This is a genomic window from Burkholderia sp. HAN2018 (assembly GCF_024704855.1).
Lineage (GTDB): Bacteria > Pseudomonadota > Gammaproteobacteria > Burkholderiales > Burkholderiaceae > Burkholderia > Burkholderia cepacia.
The window spans coordinates 17,440-40,891 of the sequence record NZ_QOBB01000009.1 but is presented as its reverse complement, the minus strand read 5'-3'; the positions used below and the strand labels follow the sequence as shown (position 1 = coordinate 40,891).

Genomic DNA, 23,452 nt, shown 5'->3' with positions numbered 1-23,452 from the left:
TCCTGTCACGCCATGAGCTGCCCGCCTGCTGCTACTTTCGCGCGCTCGTACCGGCAAATCGTTGACTCGTGTCAAACAGGCGGTAGCCTCCCGGTTAGACGATGTGACGACGCCGGTGCCGAACAAGGCACGGTGCATTTGGCTGCGCGCGCGGAACAGACTGAACCCGTCCTGCGGCATTGCGGCGCCGACGCGCGACGCCATCGGAACCCCGTCATGAAACGCGATGCTGCGATGCATATCGACGATCGCCACAATAGGCCCTCTGCGTCGCGCCGCACGCTCATCGCGCCAGGCGACGCGTCGCTGCTGCTGGCCGGTGAGCACGCCGACCCCTTCGCGATCCTCGGCATGCATCCGGACGCGGTAGGAGACACGGTCACGGTGCGCTGCTTCCTGCCTCGCGCGACGCGCGTCGATCTGATCGATCGCGACTCCGGCAACGTGCTGGGAGCACTGGACAGGATCGATGACGGTGGTCTGTATGCTGGCAAGTTCGCTGCCCCGGGTGGCCCGTTTTCGTACCGATTCCGCGTGCACGAGGAAGGCAGCCAGTGCGAACTCGACGACCCGTATGCCGCGCCGCGGGTACTGGGCAGCCTCGATTGCCATCTGCTCGCGCAAGGGCGGCATTGGAATGCGTATCGGCATCTCGGTGCGCACGCCTGCCGTCATGGCGGTCTCGACGGCACGACCTTTGCCGTCTGGGCGCCCAATGCGCAGCGGGTCAGCGTGGTCGGCCCGTTCAACGACTGGGACGGGCGCCTGAACGTCATGCGGCGCCGCGCCGAGTGCGGCGTATGGGAGTGCTTCATGCCGGGTGTCGGCCCCGGAGCGCTCTACAAGTACGAGGTACGAACCCGCGATGGCACCGTGATGCTCAAAGCCGACCCGTTCGCTCAGCTTGCCGAGGTGCCACCAGCGACCGCATCTTGTGTGTGCGAGCCGTCGGCGTTTTGCTGGACCGACGAGGTGTGGATGGAAAGTCGGCACATGCGCCAGCGCCCGGACGCGCCGATCTCCGTCTATGAGGTTCACACCGGCTCCTGGCGCCGGCACCCTGACGGCCGGACGTATTCCTACGACGATCTCGCCGACGCGCTGATCCCGTATGTGCTCGATCTGGGCTTCACGCACATCGAGCTGATGCCGCTCGGAGAGCACCCCTTCGCTGGCTCCTGGGGTTACCAGATCGTGTCGCCGTTCGCGCCGTCGCGCCGCTGGGGCACTGCCGATGCCCTGCGCGGCTTCATCGACCGATGCCACCGGGCCGGTATCGGTGTCCTGCTGGACTGGGTGCCGGGTCATTTTCCCCGCGATGCGCACGGTCTCGCCCGATTCGACGGCACCTGCCTCTACGAACACGAGGATCCCCGCATGGGTGTGCACCACCGGTGGGGCACACTGGTATTCAACGTCGGCCGAGCCGAGGTGGCCAACTACCTGATAGCCAATGCGCTCTACTGGCTACGCGAATTTCATATCGACGGACTGCGGGTCGACGCGGTCGCGTCGATGCTGTATCTCGACTACGATCGCGCAGCCCATGAATGGATCCCCAATTCCTCTGGCGGCAGGGAGAACCTCGACGCCGTCGCGTTTCTTCGCTGCTTCAACGACACCGTCCGTCGTGAGGCGCCGCACGGCGCGATCACCATCGCAGAGGACTCGACCGCATGGCCGATGGTGAGCCGGCCGGTCGACTCCGGCGGGATCGGCTTCGACTACAAGTGGAACATGGGCTGGATGAACGATACGCTCGCCTACATGCGGCGCGACCCGGTCCATCGACGCTTTCATCACGATCAGTTGACCTTCGGCATCCTCTATGCATGGACGGAGAACTTCGTCCTGGCGCTCTCACACGATGAGGTCGTGCACGGCAAGGGATCGCTGCTGTCCAAGATGCCCGGCGATCGCTGGCAGCGCTTTGCGAACCTTCGTCTCTACCTCGCGTTTCAATTCCTGCACCCGGGCAAGAAGCTGCTCTTCATGGGCGGCGAATTCGGGCAGTCGCGCGAATGGGATCACGACAGCGAACTCGATTGGGGCTGTTTGGACGATCCCGGGCATGCGGGGGTGCTTCGCCTGGTCCGCGATCTCGGGCGGCTCTATCGCACTGTTCCGTGCCTGCATCGACGTGATTGCAGCAGCGAAGGTTTCCGCTGGATCGACTGCTCCGACCGGCTGCAGGGTGTGCTGGCATGGCGCCGCGTCAGCGACACGCCGGACGATTTCGTCGTGGCCGTCTGCAACCTGACGCCTGTGTGTCGTACCCACTACCGGGTAGGAATACCAATTGCCGGCACCTATCGCGAGATCCTGAACAGCGATGCCGCAGAATACGGCGGCAGCGGCGCAGGCAATCTCGGACAGTCCGCCAGCAAGCCGGAGCCCTGGCATGGCGAGCAGCAGTGCCTCGAACTGACCTTGCCGCCACTGAGCATGCTGGTGTTCGAGGCGCCGTCCAGTTAAAGGCCACACGATGATGCGGCCCCTGACCATCGACATCGGCACGCCTGATCGCCTTGGCGCACACTGGGACGGGCATGGCGTCAATTTCGCCGTGTACTCGAAGCACGCATCGCGCCTCGATGTGTGCCTGTTCGACCCGGCCGGGTCGACCGAACTGGCACGCATCCCGCTGCCGTCCAGAACCGGCGACGTGTGGCACGGCTTTGTGCCGAACGCAACGCCAGGACTTGTGTATGGGTATCGTGCGCACGGCGACTATGCGCCAGCCGACGGACACCGCTTCAACCCACACAAGCTCTTGGTGGATCCGTATGCGCGCGAATTAGTAGGTGAGATGCGCTGGAACGATGCCGTCTACGGTTATGCACGTGGTACCGGTCCAGAGTGCGGCACAACACCCGACACACATGACAGCGCCCCGTACGTACCCAAATCGCGCGTCACACGCCCGCTGCAGCAAGTCGACGCACGACCGCCGCGTCCAGCCACGCCATGGTGTGATACGGTGATCTATGAACTGCACGTACGCGGTTTCAGCATGCTTCATCCGGATGTTCCCGCCGTGCTGCGCGGAAAGCTGGCCGCCCTGGCAACACCGCCTCTGATCGACTATCTGCACGCGCTTGGCATCACGGCCGTCGAACTCATGCCCACGACCGCCTTCATCGACGAACCCGATCTCGTCGCGCGCGGACTGCGCAATTATTGGGGATATAACCCGATCTCGCTATTCGCAACACATCGCGACTACCTCCTGCACGACGACGTGGGTGAGTTCGTCAGGACGATCGATGCACTTCATGCCGCCGGCATCGAGGTGATCCTGGACATCGTGCTCGGACATACAGCGGAACTCGGTGCGAGCGGGCCGACACTCGGTTTGCGCGGGCTGGACAACGCCACGTACTATCGGACAATGCCTGGGCAGCCCGCGTGCTATGCCGACTACACCGGATGCGGCAACACGCTCGACCTTTCCGTGCCCGCCGTGGTCGAGCTCGTGCATGCGGCGCTACGCTACTGGGCGTGCGACATCGGTGTCGACGGATTCAGGTTCGATCTCGGCGCGACCATGATGCGCGACAGGGATGGCCAATTCTGTAAGGACGCCCTGCTCGCGCGTACGATCGCCGACGATGCGGACCTGTCGGCGCTCAAGCTGATCGTCGAGCCGTGGGATCTCGGCACGCCAGGCAACTTCGCCGGTGCGTTTCCCGCGCCGTTCGTCGAATGGAACGACCGTTATCGCGAAGACATCGCGCGCTTCTGGCGTGCCGAACCCGGCGCCCGGCGCGAATGCGCCACGCGATTCGCCGGCTCGAGCGATCTGTTCGAGACATCCGGGCGCCCGCCACAGACCGGTATCAACTACGTCGCGTCACACGACGGACTGCCGCTGGCCGACCAGACCGCCAGTGCCGAGCACAGTGGCGCGCCGCTCTCACACGTGCATGATGTTGGCACCCGGGATCGGCGCCGGCAACGCGCATCGCGCCTTGCGACGCTGCTCCTGTCGCATGGCACACCCATGCTGCTTGCCGGTGACGAACTGTCGCGCAGCCAGCAAGGCGTCGACAATGCCTACTGCTACGACTCCCCGTTGAGCTGGATCGACTGGTCGGCGCGCGACGATCCCGCCCGCAACCTCGTTCCAGTCGTGCGCGCTGCAACCCGTTTGCGGCGCGCGGGTACGCTGCTTCGACAGACTCGATTCTTCGACGGACGAGCGATCGCGGGTGCGGACACGTACCGCGACATCACATGGCTGTCCCCGGACGGACACACGATGACCGGTCCGGATTGGGACGCGACGCACGAGCCGGCTCTTGCGATCCTGCTCGTGGATCCCGCACGCACGACACCGGGCGGTCCCGAGCGACTTTATCTGGCGCTGAATGCGGGACCCACCGCACGAACGTTCAAGATTCCGGATTGCCCGGGGCATCGCGATGATGCCTGGCTGATGTGGCTGGACAGCTCGGCAGCCTCGCAACCGACCGCCGTCCTGCATGCTGGTCATACCGCGATCGAGCTTGACAGCGGCGGAATGCTTGCGCTCATACCAGCCGACACCCATTCTCTCGGCGTTTCAGCCGCGCTCGCCGCGCGTGCGCACCAGGCGGGCATCCTGACCGAATACACCGATCTTGTCGGCGCCCGTATCCAGGCGCCCGCCGCGTCACTCGCGCGGCTCGCGACTGCGCTGGAAATGCGTGGCAACACGCGCGCTAGTACCGGAGCGCCGGTGGCCCCGACGGTTCCGACATGCTGGCTGCCAGAGGCGCTGCGGAGCAGCGGGCGGCGATGGGTATTGTCTGTCCAGACCTACGCTTTGCGATCCAAGGAGACATGGGGTATCGGCGACTACGACGCGCTCGCGCAAGTCGCACAGGCCGCTGCACATGTCGGCGCCGCGGGCGTATTGTCGAGCCCGGTGCATGCGCCGCGACTCACGTGTCCCGATCAGGCATCGCCGTATTCGCCAGATGACCGGCTCATGCTCAATCCGCTGCTGATTTCGGTACCTCGAGCCGCCGGCAGGACGCCGCCACCCGGTTACCTGCGTTTTCTCGACCGCGACGATGTCCGCACCGAACTGATGCGACTGGAGCGCGCCGGCACAATCGACTCGGCCGCAGTGGCATCTCTGAAGTTGCGCGCACTCTCGTATCTGCATGAAGCATTCCGCGAACGGGAGTCCGGCCCGGCCCGCACGCCCGAAGGTGACGCGTATCGCAGGTTCTGCGACGCCTCGGGAGCGGCGTTGCGCGAGTATGCGACATTCCAGGTCCTTTCGGAGGCCTTCGCGCGGGAAGCCGGCCGTCACGTGCCGTGGACTGCGTGGTCACCGCAATACCGTCGTCCCGACAGCCCTGCCGTCCGGAAATTCGCGCAGGACCACACGCCACGCATCGATTTCTTCATGTATCTGCAGTGGATCGCGCACGGTCAATGGCATGACGCCGCGCAACGAGCCAGGGCGGCGGGTATGCCGATCGGGCTGGCAGCCGATCTCGCTGTCGGCGCCGACCTCGACAGCACGGAGGGATGGCGTTGGTCCGACCTTCTCGTACACGGCGTAGGGCTTGGCGCGCCACCTGACGCGTTTTCGCCTGACGGCCAATGCTGGGGCATCGCGCCATGGCACCCAGGTAAGCTCGCAGCCGTCGGCTACGCACCGTTCACGATGTTGCTGTCCGCCGCGATGCACGATGCGGGCGCCGTCCGGATCGACCATGCGGTCGGTCTGATGCGGCAGTACTGGATTCCATACGGACGTTCGGCACGCGACGGAGCGTACGTCCGATTCCCTTTCGACTCATTGATGCGCTGCGTCGCGAATGCCAGCAGATCGCATCGATGCATGGTGATCTGCGAAGACCTCGGACTCGTGCCGCCCACGTTGCGAGAACGGCTCGAGCAGGCTTGCGCTTTCGGCTTTCGCGTCGCGTGGTTCGAACGCGAACCGGACGGTAGCTTCAAGGACGGGCCGAACTACCCACCCCTGACTGCGGCAATGGCGTCGACCCACGATCTGCCGACTACGGCTGGTTTCTTTTTGGCGACGGATATTGCGCGTCGCGACGCGTTGCACCTCTACGTATCGCCCGAGCAGCGTGAACGCGTGATGGCAGAACGCTGCGACACGCTCGCGGCGCTGCGTGCTCGATTGGCACGGTATGGCCCAACCGACGATCCTGCCGTGTTCACGGACGCGTTGCATCGCTTCCTCGCGGACAGCGCAAGCCGCCTTGTCGTCGCGCAACTCGACGACATCCTCGGCGTAACCGAGCAGGCCAACTTGCCCGAATGGGGCGACAAGCCACCAAACTGGCGACGGCGCCTGACAATCTGCGTCGAGACGCTCGCGTCGAATCGACGCTTTGCCCATGCACGCAAGATTTTCCGGAACCGGGCACCGTAGCAGCAGAGCGGGGCTCCCACATGCGCGACGTGGTAACGCGCGCTCCGGCGACGCACGAATCGATGCGGTGAACTAGCATTTGGTCCCGGTGGCGTGACATCCTCGACAAGCGCTGACCTCGAGGACGCACAATGCTTAATCTGGATCAATCCACCTCGCGAGCCGAAGCCCAAACCAAAAAAAGCGCCACGCTTCTGTGCATTCAAGCGGTCTCGGCAGCGGCAAGTTACGGGAACGCGCGCTCGCTGGCCTTGCCAGGTAACACATGTCTTGGCATGTGCGGGAGGAGGCTTTACGCCGCGCTCGACGCGCGTGCGTGGTGCGCCCCGCGTGCCCCGGCATCTGGCACGGTCATGCGACGCGCGTAGCGATCGGGCCTGCAACCGTGTCGCGGAGACTTGCCAATCGGCAGTCCGATCGCAGAACGTGGCGCCCCAGCCACGTCGCTTACGCTTGTGTGATCGCCATCAAGCAACGCGGAGAGCCTGCCGCTCCTAACCCTTGATGCATGCGATCGGCACGACCCGTGCGACCTTCCGGGCGAGACCGGCCGCTGCAGCGGCATCGACGACAGCATCGACGTCTTTGTATGCGCCCGGCGCCTCTTCGGCAACGCCGCGATCGGACAGGCTGCGCACCTCGATGCCGCGCTCCGCCAGCGCGTTGATGAGCGCGCGGCCATGCCATCGGCGGGTTGCCTCCGTTCGCCTCATCGCTCGGCCAGCACCGTGGCAAGCCGAGCCGAATGCACGCTCGGTATCGCCTGTATGAGCACCCGCCAGTATGTATGATGCGGTTCCCATGCTGCCGCCGACCAGCACCGGTTGCCCGGTCTCACGCAGACGTTCCGGCAACGCGGGATGCCCGGGGCCGAACGCACGCGTCGCGCCCTTGCGATGCACGAACAGCATCCGTTCGCGACCATCGACGCGGTGCGATTCTTCCTTGCAGGTATTGTGCGACACATCGTAGAGCAGCGTCAGGACGGCGTCGGGAAATACGGTCGCGAACACTTCGCGCGTGCGATGCGTAAGAATCTGCCGATTCGCCAACGCACAGTTGGTCGCCGCACGCATCGCACCGAGATAGCGCTCGCCAAGATCCGATGCAATCGGCGCGCACGCGAGCTCGCGATCCGGCAGATCGATCCCGTAGGCTTTTGCGGCAATGACCATTTCACGCAGATACTCGGTGCCTATCTGATGTCCGAGTCCGCGTGAGCCGCAGTGGATCGTCACGACGACCTGTCCCTGCTGAAGACCGAACGCGGTCGCGATCCGGGGCTCGAAGATCTCAGTAATTTCTTGCACCTCGAGATAGTGATTGCCCGACCCCAGTGTGCCCATCTCGTCGCGCTGGCGTTTTTTCGCAAGGTCCGACACTGCGCCCGGTTTTGCATGCAGGATTCTGCCGTTTTCCTCGATCCGTCCCAGGTCGTCGCGGTTACCGTAGCCCTGGTCTACGGCCCAGGCCGCCCCGCCTGTCAACATATCGTCCATTTTCGACGCGGACAGACGCATTGCCCCGGTGCTTCCAACACCTGCCGGAATATGCGCAAAAAGCGCGTCGGCAAGACGGACCTTCAACGGTTCGACGCGCTCGTGCGTCAGCCCTGTGAGCAGCGTTCTCACGCCGCACGAGATATCAAAACCAACCCCGCCTGCGTGCGCATCGAACGCGGCTACGCCACCGATCGGAAAGCCATACCCCCAATGCGCGTCGGGCATCGCGTACGACGCACCTACGATGCCGGGCAAGCGTGCAACGTTGCGGATCTGTTCGAGCACTTTGTCGTCCATGGCCTGGATCAGCCGGCGGTCCCCGTAGATGATACCGGGCACGCGCATTCCGTGGCGCACTGGAATATGCCATTCAAATTCGTCGTGACGCTCGAGCAACGTGATCTCCATCGTTGTCTCCCGTTCAAACATCGACCACGCATTGCGCGACCCATATGCCAGGCGTGTCGCGACCGACATGCAATGCCGTATAGGTCGCGCCCTTCGGCTCGACCACCGGCCGATGTCGCTTCGCGTCCACCGCTTCACCACCAATGCAGGCGGTAAGCCGCGTGCCGTCGATCAACACAGCGAACCGCCCGAACAGCATCCGGCGCGTCGCCATTTCGTAGATAACTGCATTGAGCCAATCGACGAGCAGCAAGTCGAGGTCGGGTGCGTGGCAGCGTATGTCAACCGTGCACGTCGTGCGCACATCCGCCGGTGCGCTCACGCATGCGGTGAGCGCAAGCGCCGCCTGCTCGAACGCTTCCGCAACCGTCTCTCCGATGCCGCGCACGCCGATATCGGCGCCGTGACGAAAGTGTTCCCAGCCAGCGCTCAAGGACGCTCCTCCGTGTGGCGTCTACGCAATGGCGAGGCAGCTCTGCCCGAAATGCGTGGACCGGGGGCCAGCAGCGTGTACGCGTGACCTGCATCAACGGCACTGCGGGCCCTCGAGCCGGACGCCGAAATACAACGTTGTCTTTTTATCCAGCGTGCTCGCTCAGGCCAGCCGAACGACGGTGTCGTGCGTGGCGCCGTCCACCCAGACGTCCCGGTATTTTTCGAGCAGCCCACCGTAGTCGCGGTCCGCCATCAGTTTTTCATTGATCTGCTGCATCTTGTCGAGACTGTCGGCATCAAAGTACCAATGGATCCTAGGAGAGCCGAATTGCTCGACACCGAACTGCATATTCATCGCATAGCTCTTGTTCAGATGAGCGGTAACCTGGGCTGCGAAAGCCAGTGCCGACGGTATTTGCGCCGCGTTCTTGACAGTCGCGGTACGAATGAATCTGTACATGATCACACTCCTCATGGTTCATAACCGACTCAGGATCCTGGTGGAAACTCCGGAATATCGATGAGGTTCCATTGTCTTCGAGCGGTCGCGGTGCCACCGCATCACGCGGCGGTTGTTACCGTGAATCGTGACGAATCCCCGGTTCTGACGACAGGCTCGGCCGCCCGACGGGTGGCGCGTTTCATACCGGCGTCACGTTCGCTGCCTGCTTTCCCTTCGGGCCAGAGCGCACTTCGTACTGCACACGCTGCTGATCCTGAAGCGACCTGAATCCGGACACGTTGATTTCGGAGAAGTGGACAAACAGGTCTTCGCTTCCGTCATCAGGCGTGATGAATCCGAAGCCCTTCGCGTCGTTGAACCATTTCACTGTTCCTGTATTCATTTCCACCTCGTCGAGTAATAATACAAAAGGCGCGTCCGATCCGGACGGCACTACCCACGCAGCAGGCCCATCGGCATACCTCTGTGTATGCTGGCTTCGCAACGCCAATGCGCGTCTGACCTGGATCAAGGCTGGATGACGGATGGATTACGGATGACACGGGCTGCTGAGCGGCAACGAGCCCTACCAACGGTCGAACGCTGCAGGCTGACAAAGCCTCAGCCCTTTCTTGTAGAGCCCTACCAGGCCGTTGAATTACTGTCCGTCCTGACGTATTTTCCCTTCCGCCGTTCACGACGATCACCGCGAAGCGGTCGATTTCGGCTCGCTCGGCCGATTTCAATGCGAATGGATCAGCGTCGTGGGCTTTCCGGTGCCCGCTCTGGTGGCTCAGGCTCTCTGCGGGCGCAACGCGGCCAGCGATCTCAACCGCGTCAGGTTTTAGGCTGCCATCGTCAGGGTCAGCAGTTGGTCCTCTTTCTCGAGACCACGAACCATGACCTGTCGCAGCGGGCCTATCGTCTTGCCCCAGCCGAAGCACTGCTCGATGCCTTTCCGTTCGCGCTGGCTCAGCGCGTAGCCCAGGTGCCGAGTAGTGCGTTTATCGATCGCGCTACCGCCGCTGCGTTTCGTGTTCCGCGCCACATGCGGCGGCACGTCCGCGTCCCTGCAAGCCTTGATGAACCCACGCGTGTCGTAAGCATTGTCGGCCCCGACCGTGATGCGTCGATCTGGTCGCACGACGTCCCGCAACATCTCTGCAGCAACGTCGCGTTCGGCTCGGCCATTCGCCCGGCTAGCCTGTACATTGACCACCAGATCGTGCCGATTGTCGCTCAGTACATGACCGAGATAGCTCGGCAACGCCGGCGCCACATTGCTCTTTCGGTACAGGCGGCTGTGACCGTCGCTCTTCGATTCATGCGTTTCGTTGCTGCGCGGCTGGCCGTGCCAGTTGCCTGGCGGCCGGTCGTCGTCGCTACCATCTTTGCGACGGATGCTCTTGTGGCTAGCCCAGGCTTGAATCAGTGTGCCATCGACGCTGAAATGTTCGCCCGACAGCAGGCCCCGTTTCTGCGCCGTTTCCACGGTCGCGTTGAACAGCTCCGTCACCGCGTCGAATTCCAGTAGCCGATCCCGGTTCTTGCTGAACACCGAGTGGTTCCAAACCACATCCTCGATCGACAGGCCTACGAACCACCGAAACAGCAGGTTGTACGAGATCTGCTCGACCAGTTGCCGCTCACTGCGGATGCTGTATAGCACCTGCAACGGCATTGCCCGCATCAGTATCTCAGGCGCGATGCTCGGTCGGCCTCCCTTCACGTCGACTTCGTACATCGCCGAGAACTTCGCATCCATCTTCGACAGTGCTTCGTTCAGCCACGTCCGGATCTGGCGCAGCGGATGCGCCTGCGGAACAAATTCCTCTAGCCTCACCGTGCTGAACAACGATTCGTTGTAACCGTCCGCGCCTCGCATCTGCTTGCTCTTCCTTGATCTCGGGAGCCTACATCCTGCAGGACGGACCGACGTATTTCAACGGTCTGTTAACGCCCTGGGTACTCGGATCCCAGTGGCAGGGCAGATGCGAAGCCGAAGCCGTTAGTCTGGCTCGATTATTTGATGCTCGACTGCGTAGCGGACCAACGCTGCATCAGTACGCAGTTCAAGCTTTTCGAGCAGGCGCGCCTTGTATGTACTGACCGTCTTACCATTGACGCCTAGATCTCGCGCAATTTCGGAAATACCGTCACCGTATGCGAGCCGTTTGAGCACTTCGTTCTCTCGCACAGTTAGGCGCGCGTGCAACGGTGCATCGGGAGGAATATCAATCGCTCGCACGATGCGCTCTGCGACTTGAGCGCTCATGTACTTATGCCCGGCGAGCACGGCGTGCACCGCCTGCATCAGCTCAGTTGCAGTGCTGTCTTTCGTGACGAACCCGGACGCACCCGCGTTGAACACAGACTTTGCGCGGGTCGGTTCGGCCTTGCTGCAAAGCGCCACTATTCGCATCTTTGGGGCGCAGCGAACAAGTTGACTGATCAATTCGACCGACCTGGTGCCAATGCTCGTGAGGTCGACAATCGCAACGTCGAATGGTTCATCTTTCACTGTTTCAATCAGTGCGTTGCCATCAGACAACTCGCGAGCAACCTGATACTCGCCAGTTGTTTGAAGTATGTACCGAATTCCATCACGCGTAATGGCATGCCGTTCTGCGAGAAGTACTTTCTTCACATTCAAGCCTCGTAGCGCTTTCGCGTACGCTGGCTGCAAACGGACAGTTCGATTTGCATGCGCACGCTCGCCCTCGTGCCCCAGCAGCACGCGGCATTTTTTGTCCCCGAATCGATGAAGCGAAGCTGATCAGCGAGGTTTACTCGCCGGATTGTTGCGCGGGTTCAACCACTGGCACTGTGGACGTATGAAACCGCATACAAAACACGTCCCCCTCGCAGAAGGGGTGCCGAACTTCAAATTTAGGCGATCGATTTGACAAATTCCAAACAGAAAATGTCGCGCGCACGACTCCGACACGAACGCATACGTTTGCTTCGGCATAACTACCGAGACAGGAGGTCACGGACGATATCCGCGATCCCATCGACGTCCGCATCGACCAAGCCGCGCAGTTTGCGCACCGGATATTGGCCGAACCGGTCATTGCATTCGACGCGATCGCGCAGTCCCTCCTGGAGGACACGCGCGACGCACGTGCCTTTTCGTCGGTACTCGGCGCGGTGCTCAGCTCGTTAATGAGCCAGGCTGACACCGGGCAGTTCAGCCGCGCGAACTTGGGCAAAAGCCGCACAGCAACGAAGTCGGCTGAGGCCTTGCCAGGAAAGAGGACCCTTGTTCAGCGCCCCTGCGTCGCCAGTGTCGGCCGGTCCCGGCTGCAGACTGCCCACGCGGCTCCAACGCCGGCAGTACGTCCGCGACCGGACAATGACCGCCTAAGCCGCGAGTACGCAGACGGGCATCACCAGCCGATCCCACAGGGCACGGCATGGGAGCTCCTTACTGTGGCGCTGCGTGCGTCGTGGCCGAATAAGGTGCGAACCAGATTGCCGCTGTTGCCGCGATCCGGTGCGCACCCTTTTTTATGCGATCAAGCTCCTTTGATCGGAATCTTCTTTTCTGCCTTTTGCGCCTCGGGAGTCTTCGGCAACGTCACCGTCAACACGCCCTTCTTGAAGGTTGCTTCGATCTTGTCCTTGTCGATGCCCTGCGGCATATCGAAGTAGCGCTCGAAAGAACCGTAGCGGCGCTCGTGCAGGTAGTAGTCTTTTCTCTTTTCTTCTTTTTCTTCGTTCTTCGTACCCTTGATCGTCAGCCCGCCATTGGCTAGCTTGACCTCGACGTCCTCCTCTTCGAGGCCGGGCAGCTCCGCCGTGATCTCATAGGCCTTGATCTTCTTCATCTCGCCATTCTATCTGGCATCGCGTTCAATTTGACAAAGCCATTTTCAGGCAATACGGTGCGGTCATCGGTCTTTTCCTGGTGCTCCGATGACATGCTGCCGACGACGCGGCTTATCGTCTGTTTTTACATCGACGGAAGCGTCAGCGGATAGACAAGATGACTGATTACCTCTTTTACCCCCGGGACGGTCTGGGCGGCGATGCACACTGCTTTGCGCTCCGCCTCGCTGAAGATCACGCCCCAGAGATGCACCTGTCCGTTCTTGACGATGACCTGACCTCGAGATAGCGCCCAGCGTTGGCCGGACATCGCCTTCAGTATCGCCTCGCGTATCTCCACGTCGGCAGGTGGGACCGGCGACTGTTGGTTGTGCGTATCGCTGGCCAGAGCACGCACGAGATCGGCGCGGCTCACCAGACCCGTCACCTCGTCATCCTTGACGACCGGCACGCGCTTGATGCGATACCGCTCGAGCAGATCTGCAACTTCCGACAGTGGCGTGTCCTCGTGGACCGTGACGACGTCGACACTCATCACGTCCCTTACCTTCTGCGCGTGCTCCTTTACGTACTCGCTGGCCAGCTCCGTGCTGGATGCAAGAAGCTCCAGCCACCAGGAGCGACGCCTGACATTGGTGCCGAGCTCGACGCGGCGTACAAGGTCGCCTTCGCTGACGATACCGATCAGCCTGCCATCTGCATCCGTTACCGGAACCGCGCTGATCGCGTGCTCGGCGAGCAGCTTGGCGACCTCCTGCACGCTCATCTCCGGCGTCGCGGAAATGACCGAGGTTGTCATCACGTCACGTGCCCACATTAGGTTTCTCCTTCCATGCGCTGGCGCTTCACCGGCTAGTCTGCGGCGGACGCTGCACGCGCGCGCCCAGCTCGACCGGCCTGCAAGATGAATGCTTCACCCAGAAACACCGGGCGAATTTGACCGATATCAAAGGCGGGAGATCGTACACGGATGTCGCCATATGGCCATTCGAACAGTGTCGTGTTCGGTCGGCATCTTCCGTGGCGACTTGGGGCCGGATCCTATTGTCCATCTTCACCGAGGCGGTCGGGTCCGCTTCGGCAACCACGGCGCGTTGACGCACGTCAACGGAAAAGCCGGTGCGGCGACCAGAATGAATCACGTCCGAGCCGACCGGATGGTGTCCGAATGAATGTCCCAGCGATCATCGCCAAAACTCCTGCCGACCTGCGCGTCGTGCCGAATCTCGTCGACTACGACGGCGAACGCCACCGTTTCTCGTGGGCGGCTGCGGCGCGCGAACTCGCGATCGAACCGGGCGGCGGCATCAACATCGGGTGGCAGGCAGTCGACCGTCATTGCGCCGGCCCCGGACGCGACAGGATTGCCCTGCGCTTCCTCGCACGGAACGCGCCATCCCGCGCAATCAGCTACGCCGAACTCGCGACGCTGACTGACCGCTTCTGCAACGTGCTGCGTGGCCTGGGTATCGGCAAGGGCGACCGCCTGTTCATCGTCGCCGGACGCATCCCCGAAATGTATGTCGGCGTGCTCGGCGCACTCAAGAACGGCACGGTCGTCTCTCCCCTCTTCTCCGCATTCGGGCCGGAGCCGATCGCGACGCGCGTGAATCTCGGCGCGGGAACGGTGCTGCTCACGACCGATACGATCTTCGAACGCAAGATCGCCCCGTGGCGCGAACGCATGCCGGGGCTGAAGCACGTTCTGCTCGTCGCGGACACACCCGGCACGGCGACGAACGTTTCCGGCACCCACGACCTCGCATCGCTGATGGCCGGTGCGGCGGACACATGCCGCTACGAACCGACGTCCCCGGAAGACATGGCGCTGCTGCACTTCACGAGCGGCACCACCGGCACGCCGAAAGGCGCCGTCCACGTGCATGCGGCGGCGCTCACGCACTGGATCACCGGACGGTATGCGCTGGACCTGCACGAGGACGACATCTACTGGTGCACCGCCGACCCCGGCTGGGTCACGGGTACCTCGTACGGGATCATCGCGCCGCTGCTCCATGGCGTGACCTCCATCGTCGACCGCGAGGAATTCGATGCCGAGCGGTGGTACGGCATCCTCGCGGACGAGCACGTATCCGTGTGGTACACGGCGCCGACCGCCGTGCGCATGCTGATGCGAGCCGGCTCCGGGATCGCTTCGCAACATGCGTTCCCGCACCTGCGTTTCGTCGCCAGCGTCGGTGAGCCGTTGAACCCGGAAGCCGTCTGGTGGGGAAAGGCAGTGCTGGGGCTACCGATTCACGACAACTGGTGGCAAACGGAGACCGGCGGGATCATGATCGCGAATACACCCGCGTTCGACATCAAGCCCGGCTCGATGGGAAGGCCACTGCCGGGCGTGGATGCGGCGATCGCGCAGCGCGACGCCGGTGGCCGCGTGCAACTCGTCGACGAGCCGGGCATCGAGGGCGAACTCGCGCTCCGGCGCGGCTGGCCGTCCATGTTTCGCGGCTACCTGAACGAAGACGCACGCTATCGCAAATGCTTCGCCGGCGACTGGTATCTGACCGGTGATCTCGCGAGGCGGGATGCCGATGGCTACTACTGGTTCGTCGGGCGCGCCGACGACGTCATCAAGTCGGCTGGCCACCTGATCGGGCCATTCGAGGTCGAAAGCGTGTTGATGGCGCATCCGGCGGTCGCGGAGGCGGCGGTGATCGGCAAGCCTGACCCGGTTGTCGGCGAATCGATCAAGGCATTTGTGGCGCTGAACCAGGGCCAATGCCCCGACGATGCACTCAGGATGGCGCTGCTCGCCCACGCGCGAAAGCGCCTGGGTGCGGCGGTCGCGCCCAAGGAAATCGTGTTCGTCGGCCAACTTCCGCACACTCGCAGCGGCAAGATCATGCGGCGCCTGCTGAAGGCCCGCGAGTTGGGGCTGGCGGAAGGCGACACATCGACACTCGAGAGCGGCGCATGACCACCGTCGACCACCCTCCTCCGCCTCCGCCGTCAGGCCCCGTGCCGTATCCACCGGATCTGGCGCTTGCGCTGTTGCGCGACATGCTGCGCGTTCGCCGCCTCGAAGAGAAATGCGCCGAACTCTACGGCGCGGGAAAGATACGCGGCTTTCTTCATCTGTATATCGGCGAGGAAGCAAGCGGCGTCGGCACCCTGCATGCGCTGACGCCCGACGACAATGTCGTCGCGACCTACCGCGAGCATGCGCATGCGCTGGTGCGCGGCATGGACATGGGCGTGCTGATGGCCGAAATGTATGGCAAGCGCGAAGGCTGCGCGCGCGGGCGGGGCGGTTCGATGCACCTGTTCGACCGAAGCACCCGGCTGTTCGGCGGGAACGCGATCGTCGGTGGGGGCCTGCCGCTGGCGGTCGGTCTCGCGCTCGCCGAAAAGATGCAGTCGAGCACGCGCGTCACCGCATGTTTCTTCGGTGACGGCGCAGTTGCCGAAGGGGCATTTCACGAGTCGATGAATCTCGCGGCGCTCTGGCGGCTTCCGGTGCTGTTCTGCTGCGAAAACAACCTGTATGCGATGGGCACGGCCGTCGAGCGCCACGAATCCCAGACGGACCTGTGCACGAAAGCCGCCGCCTACGACATGCGGGCGAGCTCGACCGACGGTATGGATATCGTGGCCGTACACGACGCGGCGAAGGATGCGGCCGCGTATGTGCGAAGCGGCGCCGGCCCGATGTTCCTGGAACTGCGAACGTATCGTTTCCGCGCGCATTCGATGTACGACGCCGAACTCTACCGGCAGAAGGCCGAGGTCGACGCATGGAAAACCCGCGGCCCGATCCACACGTTCACCGCGCGCCTGAAGGCCGAAGGCAAGCTCACGGAGGACGCGTTCATCGCGCTCGATGCCGATGTCGAAGCCGAAGTCGCCCATGCGGTCGCGTTTGCCGATGCCGCTGCATGGGAGCCCGTCGAAGCGCTCGCAGAGGACGTCTACACGTCGGCGGGAGGCCCGCGATGAGCCGCCGTCTCACTTATCGCGAGGCGCTGCGCGAGGCATTGCGCGAGGCGCTGTCGACCGATTCACGCGTGTTCCTGATGGGCGAGGACGTCGGGCGCTACGGCGGCACCTATGCGGTGTCGGCCGGGCTGCTCGACGCGTTCGGGCCCGAGCGCGTCCGCGACACGCCGCTGTCGGAACTCGCGTTCACCGGGGCAGGCATCGGCGCCGCGCTGGGCGGCATGCGGCCGATCGTCGAAATCATGACGGTGAATTTCAGCCTGCTCGCGCTCGACCAGATCGTCAATACCGCCGCGCTCTACCACCACATGTCCGGCGGGCAATTCTCGGTGCCGCTGGTCGTCCGCATGGCGACGGGCGCCGGCCGCCAGGTCGCCGCACAGCACTCGCACAGTTTCGAAGGCTGGTACGCGGGCATCCCGGGAATCAAGGTGCTCGCGCCGGCGACCGTCGAGGATGCGCGCCACATGCTGGCGCCGGCACTGGCCGATCCGGACCCGGTGCTGATCTTCGAACACGCGGGCCTCTACAACATGGAAGGAGACCTGCCGGACCTTGACGGCGTCGACATTCGCACCGCGAAAGTCCGCCGTGCGGGCAAGGACGTCGCCATCCTCGCGTATGGCGGCTCGCTGCCGAAAGCGCTCGATGCTGCCGAGACGCTCGCTGGCGGCGGTATCTCCGCCGAAGTGATCGACCTGCGCGTGTTGCGGCCGCTCGACGACGCGACGATCATCGCGTCGGTAGCGAAGTGCCGGCGCGCGGTCGTCGTCGACGAATGTTGGCGCAGCGCCAGCGTCGCCGCGGAGATCATCGCGCGCATCGTCGAGCAGGCGTTCTACGAGCTCGATGCGCCGCCGGCACGCGTGTGCGCCGAGGATGTGCCGATTCCTTACGCCCGGCACATGGAAGACGCGGCATTACCCCAAGTCGACAAGATCGTCACCGCGGTGAAACAATTGTTTTCGTGATTGCTGACAGACTCCGAAGGAGGACGCATGATCGAATTCACCCTGCCTTCCATGGGAGCGGACATGGACGAGGGAACGCTCCTCGAATGGAAGGTCAAGCCAGGCGACGTGGTCAAGAAAGGCCAGGTGGTCGCGATCGTCGACACGAGCAAGGCTGCCGTGGATGTCGAGAGCTGGCACGAGGGAACGATCGACGAATTGTTCGTGAACCCGGGCGAACGGATCCACGTCGGCACGCCGATGGCCACGCTGCTCGAGCCCGGAGAAGCACCGCCGGCGGCGCGGCACACGCGCCAACCAGCGGCACCCGTCACGGCTGCCAGCGCGGCACCGCGCCGCAAGATCTCGCCAGCCGCGCGCAAGCTTGCGCAGCAGCACCGGGTCGATCCCGACAGTGTCACGGGCACCGGCCCGGCGGGCTCGGTGACGCTTGCGGACGTCGAACGGGCGATCGTGGCGGCGGGTTCGCCCGCGGCCGGCACGCCCGGCGAGCGCTTTCCGGAAATGAGACGTGTGATCGCAGCCGCGATGGAGCGTTCGAAGCGCGAAATTCCGCACTATTACGTGTCCGAGACGATTCCACTGGGAAAGGCGCTGGCATGGCTCGCGGCCGAGAACGCGATGCGTTCCGTGACCGACAGGCTGCTTCCGGCAGCGCTTCTGCTCAAGGCGGTCGCACTCACACTGCGTCGATTTCCCGAGCTGAACGGGTTCCATCGGGAGGGCATCTTCCGGCCTGCCAGCGCCGTGCATCTCGGCGTGGCGATCTCGCTGCGCCAGGGCGGGCTGGTGGCGCCGGCGCTGCTCGATGCGGATGCCAAGCCCCTGAACCAGCTGATGCGCGAACTGCTCGACCTGACGCAGCGATGTCGCACAGGCTCGCTGCGGAGTTCGGAGTTGTCGGAATCGACGATTACCGTGACGAATCTCGGCGATCGAGGTGCAGCCGAGGTGTTCGGCATCATCTATCCTCCCCAGGTCGCGCTCGTCGGGTTCGGACGAATCACCGAGCGGCCGTGGGCCGAAGACGGCGGGCTGAAGATCATGCCGGTGACGACCACCAGCCTCTCGGCCGATCACCGCGTATCCGACGGCCATCGAGGTGCGCTGTTCCTGGTCGAACTGGGTGAATTGCTGCAGCACCCCGAGGAGTTGAACCGATGAGCAATGCAGACATCCTTTCGGTCGTACTGGAAACACTTGCATCCGTCGCGCCGGAACTCGACCCGTCGACGCTGCGTGCGGATCGTCCGCTTCGCAGTCAGGTCGATCTCGATTCGATGGACTGGCTCAATTTTCTGACGGGCCTTCATGCGCGGCTGAAGGTGGAGATTCCGGAGCGCGACTATGGTCGTCTGGTTACGCTCGACGATATCGTCGGCTATCTCGCGGCCGCAGACGCACACCGTCCCGTGTCTTGAGACCTGTCCATCGCGCAAGCCGACGTTTGTGCCGGCGTCGGAACGTCCGCCACACCGTTACACGAGGGCGCACGCGCCCGTGCGTCGGTTCCCGAGAGCGCTATCGCCCGATGACCCGCTCGCGCGAACGCGCATGCTTCAGCGCGCCGCAGTCGTCGCGACCGCTTCCGCCAGCCTGCGCGCTGCCCGTTCGGCAAATACCGCCAGAATCGGGCTGGCATTGCCATGCAACGTTTCGCGCGGCGTCACGTGACATTCGGCCAGCGGCGACTTGCAAGCCAGCATTCGCATTTGCGTGAGTGCGGAGTCCGCACCACGTTGTGCGAAGCTGCAAAAGAATGCGACACGCGGCAGGCGCCGCTGGTTCGCGACGATATACGCCCGCACCGGCGACGATACGCAACCTGCCCAGACCGGGGAGCCGATCACCACGAGATCGTACGCGGCCGGGTCGCGCTTCGCCGCGACGATCTCCGCCGGCTTCTGGTTGATTGCCTCGACGAGCGAACGTAGATAGCCGAACGGGCCCGCGCGATCGCGCGTCACGACGATTTCCTCGACGTCGGCGTCGAGCATCTCGGCCAGCGCGGACGCGGCCCGGCGGGTCGTTCCGGTGCGCGAATAGAACACGACGAGAACCTTGCCGGCATACATGACGACCTCCCTCATTCACGCTTGTCGGGCGGCGCGTGCGTCCGTTGAATCCATTCGCCATGACGCGCCGGCGATCTGAAAAAATCGGCCCCGTGTGGACGGATTGCACGCGACGGTGCAACCACTGGCGCACGGGCGCCGTGTCCGACATCCCGGTTATCGGCTCTGCATGCATGGCGAATGCAGAACCGCCTTCGGTCGACCGCCCGAATGTCGCTGTGTGGCGACATGATCCAGCGATCGAGAAGCAAACGGAAAGCATGTGCACAGGCATCCGCCGGCATGCGTCGGCGGACGCCCGCACCCGTTTCAGCCGGCCTTGACCTCGATCTTCTTCTCGGCCTTGCGCGCTTCCGGCGTCTTCGGCAGCGTGACCGTCAGAATGCCTTTCTGGAACGACGCCTCGATCTTGTTCCTGTCGACCCCGTCAGGCATGCGAAAGTAGCGCTCGAATGAGCCGAAGCGGCGCTCGTGGACGTAGTAGTCCTTGTGCTGCTCCTCCTTTTCGTCCTGCTTTTCGCCGCGGATCGACAAGCCGCCGTTCGCGAGCTTGACCTCGATGTCCTTCTCGTCCAGCCCGGGCAATTCCGCGGTGATTTCGTATGACTTGTCGGTTTCCGCGAAGTCGACCGCGGGCTCGGCGCTCCATTCGTGATCGCGGCGCCAGAATGGCTGAAGGTTGAAAATCGGCCGCCGCACCGTCGGCATGCCCGCGCTGCGATTGAAATCGTCGAAGAGACGGTCCATCTCATGGCGCAGCGTTTCAATCGGATGCCAGTACGACGCCCCTGTCGGCGCATGCTCCGCACTCTCCTGCGGCTTGTTGACCGCCAGTTTCGTGGACGATTCTTTCATGTCGTGCCTCCTTCTCGTCAGTGATGCATTTATTCTCGATTGGCGATGACCGCGGCAATTGACGGAGATCAACGCCCAGGATGGAGACACCGAAGGCTCTTGGGCGAGCACATGGCCGTGCGAAACATATTGCGCTCGTTGACTCAGGTCAATCGGCACGACGCGCCGGCAGGTGGAATATCCGTATCGGCCGCCGGTCCCGAGATGCGTCGTGCCCGACTTCGTCGCACAGGAGGTGCATCGTGCCCGCAAAATCGCTTGTGTTTCATCAGGATGCTCGCCAACGGCTGCTCAAAGGCGTCAACGCGATTGCCGAGGCGGTCAAGATCACGCTCGGCCCGGGCGGGCGCAACGTGATCGTCGAGCGGGCCGGCACGGCGCCGCTGGTCGCGAACTCGGGCGTCGTCGTCGCCGGCGCTGTCGACCTGCCCGACCCGTTCGAGGAAATGGGCGCCAGGTTGTTGCGCGAAGTAGCGACCCGCACGAGCGAAGTCGCCGGCGACGGCACGACCACCGCCACCACCCTGGCACAGGCCATCGTTGCCGAAGGCATCAAGTGCGTCACTGCCGGGCACGATCCGATGGCGCTCAAGCGCGCGATCGAAGCGGCCGGCCGTGACGTGGTCGCCGAACTGCACCGCGTGTCGAAACCGTGCGCGAGCGCGGACGAGATGCGCCAGATCGCGACGATTTCCGCCAGCGGCGACAGCACGATCGGCGCGCTCGTCGCACAGGCCGTCGAGCGTGTGGGCAGGGACGGCGCGATCAGCATCGAGGACGGCACGAAGCTCGACGACGAGCTCGAGACGGTGGACGGCTCGCTGATCGATCGCGGCTATCTGTCGCCGCTGTTCGTCGATTCGGACGATCATCGCATCGTCCTTGACGAGCCGCGCATCCTGCTCTGCGACATGAACATCAGCGCGATCGCACAACTGCTGCCGGTACTCGAGGCGCTCAGCAGCACCGGCAAGCCGCTTCTCGTCGTCGCGAACGAAGTGGAAGGCGAAGCGCTGGCGACCCTCGTCGTCAACCACCTGCGCGGCACGCTGAAATCGTGCGCGATCCGCTCGCCCGGATTCGGCGAGGCGCGTACCGAGCAGCTCGCCGACCTCGCCGCGCTGACTGGCGCAACGGTCATTTCCGTTCAGGCCGGACGGACACTCGAGCGCACGACGCTGGACGATCTCGGTTCCGCGCGGCGCGTCGAGATCACGCGCGAGTCGACGACGGTCATCGCCGGGCGAGGCGAACGCCAGCGCATCGACGACCGCGTCCAAGCGCTGCGTACTCGCATCGCGGCGACACCGGCCGGATACGAGCGCGACGCGCTGACGCGCCGATTGACGAAACTCGCGGGCGGCGTCGCGGTGATTCGCGTCGGCGCCGCGACGGAAACCGCGCTGCGCGAGCGCAAGAATCGCTTCGAGGATGCCTTGCATGCGACGCGCGCCGCGATGGAGGAAGGCATTGTGCCGGGCGGTGGCGTCGCACTGCTGCGTGCACGGCGCGCGCTCGAAGGCAATCGCGCAGACTTGACAGACGCGCAGCGCACCGGCGCGCGGATCGTGCACGACGCGCTGGCATCCCCGCTGCGTCAGATCGCCGAAAACGCCGGAGCGGACGCGCAGGCCGTCGTACACGCGGTCGATGCCGCGACCGGACCGTTCGGCTATGACGCGGCGACGGCGACATATGGGGACATGATTGCTGCCGGAATCGTCGACCCTGTCAAGGTCGCGCGTTCGGCGCTACAGAACGCGATCTCGGTCGCGTCGCTGCTGCTGACGACCGATTGCATGATCGCGCATCGCCCACGCACGGCCGCCTCACCGGGCGCCGCGGAGTCGGGAAACTGGGGCGGCGAACTCGGCTGAGCCATCAGTGTGCCGCCGGTCGATCTTGTACGACTCGGCAGGGGGACGCGGAATTCATGTCGGCCGCGGAGCGGCCGGCGCCACCGTTGCCGCACGGAAGTCAATCTCGCCCGGGATACCGGATCCCGGGGCAGTACCTGTTCGACATCGTGTTTGCGTTTCGCGTCGATGGCACGATCGGAATTTCGCCCTTCCAGCCGACCAGCCGTTGATGCGTGTCAAGCGGCGGCTGCCCCGGCAGCCTAGGCTGGAAACGTGGACGACATTCGTCCTGACGCACGCGTTCAGGCTGGGAGGCCACCATGCAGACCGGACATCATTTCCTACCCGAGTTTCGGCATGCGACTGTGCCGACGTATTTCGTGTCCTACGTGTTTCCTCTGCTGCTCGCTGGCTACGAGGCCTACCGGATCGGCTATTGGGTAAGCCGGCATGGCTGGAACTTCGCGCAACTGCCGCAGGCCGGCTACGAGTTCACGCTGATGTTGTTCGTATTCGCACTGCAGGTGATTCTCGACGGGTTGTTCTTCATGACGGCATGGGTAGGCAAGCATCCGGACGTCGAGCATCGGCTCGCGAACTTGGCGCTCGGCGTTCTGTGCTCGGCACTGGTCATCGCGTTCGATGTCGTCCTTCAGATCGCCGCGTTCTGAATCGGAATCTCGGGGGCGCCGGCACGACGGGGCACGACCGGCATTC

The 23,452-nt window shown here is 63.7% G+C and carries 19 protein-coding genes; 9 read left to right on the top strand and 10 right to left on the bottom strand.

Features of this window, described 5'->3' with window-relative positions; genetic code table 11:
* The first annotated feature begins 216 nt into the window (after window positions 1-216).
* Together glgB and glgX are read left to right on the top strand one after the other, a co-directional pair.
* Complete coding sequence (gene glgB / locus DPV74_RS03685; RefSeq protein WP_162922934.1) at window positions 217-2,475, top strand: 1,4-alpha-glucan branching protein GlgB; 2,259 nt, start codon at window positions 217-219, stop codon at window positions 2,473-2,475.
* Window positions 2,476-2,485: 10 nt separating this feature from the next.
* Window positions 2,486-6,400 carry a glycogen debranching protein GlgX gene (glgX, locus tag DPV74_RS03680; RefSeq protein WP_119336534.1) on the top strand — a complete coding sequence of 1,305 codons (3,915 nt, stop codon included), beginning with the start codon at window positions 2,486-2,488 and terminating at the stop codon, window positions 6,398-6,400.
* Between the two features lie 494 nt (window positions 6,401-6,894).
* On the opposite strand, the gene DPV74_RS03675 is transcribed toward glgX, so the two are convergent.
* From DPV74_RS03675 to DPV74_RS03640, 8 genes are all read right to left on the bottom strand, one after another.
* Window positions 6,895-8,310 carry an RtcB family protein gene (locus DPV74_RS03675; protein WP_119336533.1) on the bottom strand — a complete coding sequence of 472 codons (1,416 nt, stop codon included), beginning with the start codon at window positions 8,308-8,310 and terminating at the stop codon, window positions 6,895-6,897.
* A 13-nt stretch (window positions 8,311-8,323) separates the two neighbouring features.
* Window positions 8,324-8,743: an archease gene (locus tag DPV74_RS03670; RefSeq protein ID WP_119336532.1), complete on the bottom strand. Its 420-nt coding sequence runs from the start codon at window positions 8,741-8,743 to the stop codon at window positions 8,324-8,326.
* Window positions 8,744-8,905: 162 nt separating this feature from the next.
* On the bottom strand, window positions 8,906-9,205 hold the full coding sequence (locus DPV74_RS03665) for a hypothetical protein (RefSeq protein WP_119336559.1): 300 nt from the start codon (window positions 9,203-9,205) through the stop codon (window positions 8,906-8,908).
* A gap of 181 nt (window positions 9,206-9,386) precedes the next feature.
* A complete protein-coding gene (locus tag DPV74_RS03660; RefSeq protein WP_119336531.1) occupies window positions 9,387-9,590 on the bottom strand; it encodes a cold-shock protein in 204 nt (67 codons plus the stop codon).
* Window positions 9,591-10,031: 441 nt separating this feature from the next.
* Window positions 10,032-11,072, bottom strand: coding sequence for an IS5 family transposase (locus tag DPV74_RS03655; protein WP_119336530.1), 1,041 nt, complete (start codon window positions 11,070-11,072; stop codon window positions 10,032-10,034).
* A 123-nt stretch (window positions 11,073-11,195) separates the two neighbouring features.
* Window positions 11,196-11,834, bottom strand: a complete 639-nt coding sequence (locus tag DPV74_RS03650) for a response regulator transcription factor (protein WP_119336558.1) — start codon at window positions 11,832-11,834, stop codon at window positions 11,196-11,198.
* An 871-nt stretch (window positions 11,835-12,705) separates the two neighbouring features.
* Window positions 12,706-13,017 carry an Hsp20/alpha crystallin family protein gene (locus DPV74_RS03645; protein ID WP_119336529.1) on the bottom strand — a complete coding sequence of 104 codons (312 nt, stop codon included), beginning with the start codon at window positions 13,015-13,017 and terminating at the stop codon, window positions 12,706-12,708.
* 125 nt (window positions 13,018-13,142) lie between these two features.
* Entirely contained in the window at window positions 13,143-13,835 is a 693-nt protein-coding gene (locus tag DPV74_RS03640; RefSeq protein WP_119336528.1) for a CBS domain-containing protein, read from the bottom strand.
* 351 nt (window positions 13,836-14,186) lie between these two features.
* On the opposite strand from DPV74_RS03640, the gene acsA reads away from it, so the two are divergent.
* Genes acsA through DPV74_RS03615 form a run of 5 tightly spaced genes read left to right on the top strand, consistent with a single transcriptional unit; the run spans window position 14,187 to window position 19,367 of the window.
* A complete protein-coding gene (acsA, locus tag DPV74_RS03635; protein ID WP_059697174.1) occupies window positions 14,187-15,956 on the top strand; it encodes an acetate--CoA ligase in 1,770 nt (589 codons plus the stop codon).
* The gene (gene pdhA / locus DPV74_RS03630; protein ID WP_119336527.1) at window positions 15,953-16,975 is read left to right on the top strand and encodes a pyruvate dehydrogenase (acetyl-transferring) E1 component subunit alpha; all 1,023 of its coding nucleotides are present in this window, start codon (window positions 15,953-15,955) and stop codon (window positions 16,973-16,975) included. Before acsA ends, pdhA begins: the two co-directional genes overlap by 4 nt.
* Window positions 16,972-17,946, top strand: a complete 975-nt coding sequence (locus DPV74_RS03625; protein ID WP_059697176.1) for an alpha-ketoacid dehydrogenase subunit beta — start codon at window positions 16,972-16,974, stop codon at window positions 17,944-17,946. Before pdhA ends, DPV74_RS03625 begins: the two co-directional genes overlap by 4 nt.
* A 27-nt stretch (window positions 17,947-17,973) precedes the next feature.
* Window positions 17,974-19,110: a dihydrolipoamide acetyltransferase family protein gene (locus tag DPV74_RS03620; protein ID WP_059697177.1), complete on the top strand. Its 1,137-nt coding sequence runs from the start codon at window positions 17,974-17,976 to the stop codon at window positions 19,108-19,110.
* On the top strand, window positions 19,107-19,367 hold the full coding sequence (locus DPV74_RS03615; RefSeq protein WP_059495566.1) for an acyl carrier protein: 261 nt from the start codon (window positions 19,107-19,109) through the stop codon (window positions 19,365-19,367). The genes DPV74_RS03620 and DPV74_RS03615 overlap by 4 nt, the downstream gene beginning before the upstream one ends.
* A 138-nt stretch (window positions 19,368-19,505) precedes the next feature.
* On the opposite strand, the gene DPV74_RS03610 is transcribed toward DPV74_RS03615, so the two are convergent.
* Entirely contained in the window at window positions 19,506-20,036 is a 531-nt protein-coding gene (locus DPV74_RS03610; protein ID WP_230942774.1) for a flavodoxin, read from the bottom strand.
* Between the two features lie 294 nt (window positions 20,037-20,330).
* On the bottom strand, window positions 20,331-21,035 hold the full coding sequence (locus DPV74_RS03605; protein WP_230942775.1) for an Hsp20/alpha crystallin family protein: 705 nt from the start codon (window positions 21,033-21,035) through the stop codon (window positions 20,331-20,333).
* Window positions 21,036-21,118: 83 nt separating this feature from the next.
* Here DPV74_RS03605 and groL point away from each other — a divergent pair, with 83 nt between their 5' ends.
* Window positions 21,119-22,753, top strand: coding sequence for a chaperonin GroEL (gene groL / locus DPV74_RS03600; RefSeq protein ID WP_119336526.1), 1,635 nt, complete (start codon window positions 21,119-21,121; stop codon window positions 22,751-22,753).
* Window positions 22,754-23,055: 302 nt separating this feature from the next.
* Window positions 23,056-23,406, top strand: a complete 351-nt coding sequence (locus DPV74_RS03595; RefSeq protein ID WP_119336525.1) for a hypothetical protein — start codon at window positions 23,056-23,058, stop codon at window positions 23,404-23,406.
* Window positions 23,407-23,452: the final 46 nt, after the last annotated feature.

Coding starts and splice junctions, on each gene's coding strand:
- DPV74_RS03610 (WP_230942774.1), bottom strand. CDS start 20,036: ATGAGGGAGGTCGTCATGTATGCCGGCAAGGTTCTCGTCGTGTTCTAT.
- DPV74_RS03675 (WP_119336533.1), bottom strand. CDS start 8,310: ATGGAGATCACGTTGCTCGAGCGTCACGACGAATTTGAATGGCATATT.
- DPV74_RS03645 (WP_119336529.1), bottom strand. CDS start 13,017: ATGAAGAAGATCAAGGCCTATGAGATCACGGCGGAGCTGCCCGGCCTC.
- DPV74_RS03625 (WP_059697176.1), top strand. CDS start 16,972: ATGAGCCGCCGTCTCACTTATCGCGAGGCGCTGCGCGAGGCATTGCGC.
- pdhA (WP_119336527.1), top strand. CDS start 15,953: ATGACCACCGTCGACCACCCTCCTCCGCCTCCGCCGTCAGGCCCCGTG.
- DPV74_RS03620 (WP_059697177.1), top strand. CDS start 17,974: ATGATCGAATTCACCCTGCCTTCCATGGGAGCGGACATGGACGAGGGA.
- DPV74_RS03640 (WP_119336528.1), bottom strand. CDS start 13,835: ATGTGGGCACGTGACGTGATGACAACCTCGGTCATTTCCGCGACGCCG.
- acsA (WP_059697174.1), top strand. CDS start 14,187: ATGAATGTCCCAGCGATCATCGCCAAAACTCCTGCCGACCTGCGCGTC.
- DPV74_RS03660 (WP_119336531.1), bottom strand. CDS start 9,590: ATGAATACAGGAACAGTGAAATGGTTCAACGACGCGAAGGGCTTCGGA.
- DPV74_RS03595 (WP_119336525.1), top strand. CDS start 23,056: ATGCAGACCGGACATCATTTCCTACCCGAGTTTCGGCATGCGACTGTG.
- glgB (WP_162922934.1), top strand. CDS start 217: ATGAAACGCGATGCTGCGATGCATATCGACGATCGCCACAATAGGCCC.
- DPV74_RS03615 (WP_059495566.1), top strand. CDS start 19,107: ATGAGCAATGCAGACATCCTTTCGGTCGTACTGGAAACACTTGCATCC.
- DPV74_RS03665 (WP_119336559.1), bottom strand. CDS start 9,205: ATGTACAGATTCATTCGTACCGCGACTGTCAAGAACGCGGCGCAAATA.
- glgX (WP_119336534.1), top strand. CDS start 2,486: ATGATGCGGCCCCTGACCATCGACATCGGCACGCCTGATCGCCTTGGC.
- DPV74_RS03655 (WP_119336530.1), bottom strand. CDS start 11,072: ATGCGAGGCGCGGACGGTTACAACGAATCGTTGTTCAGCACGGTGAGG.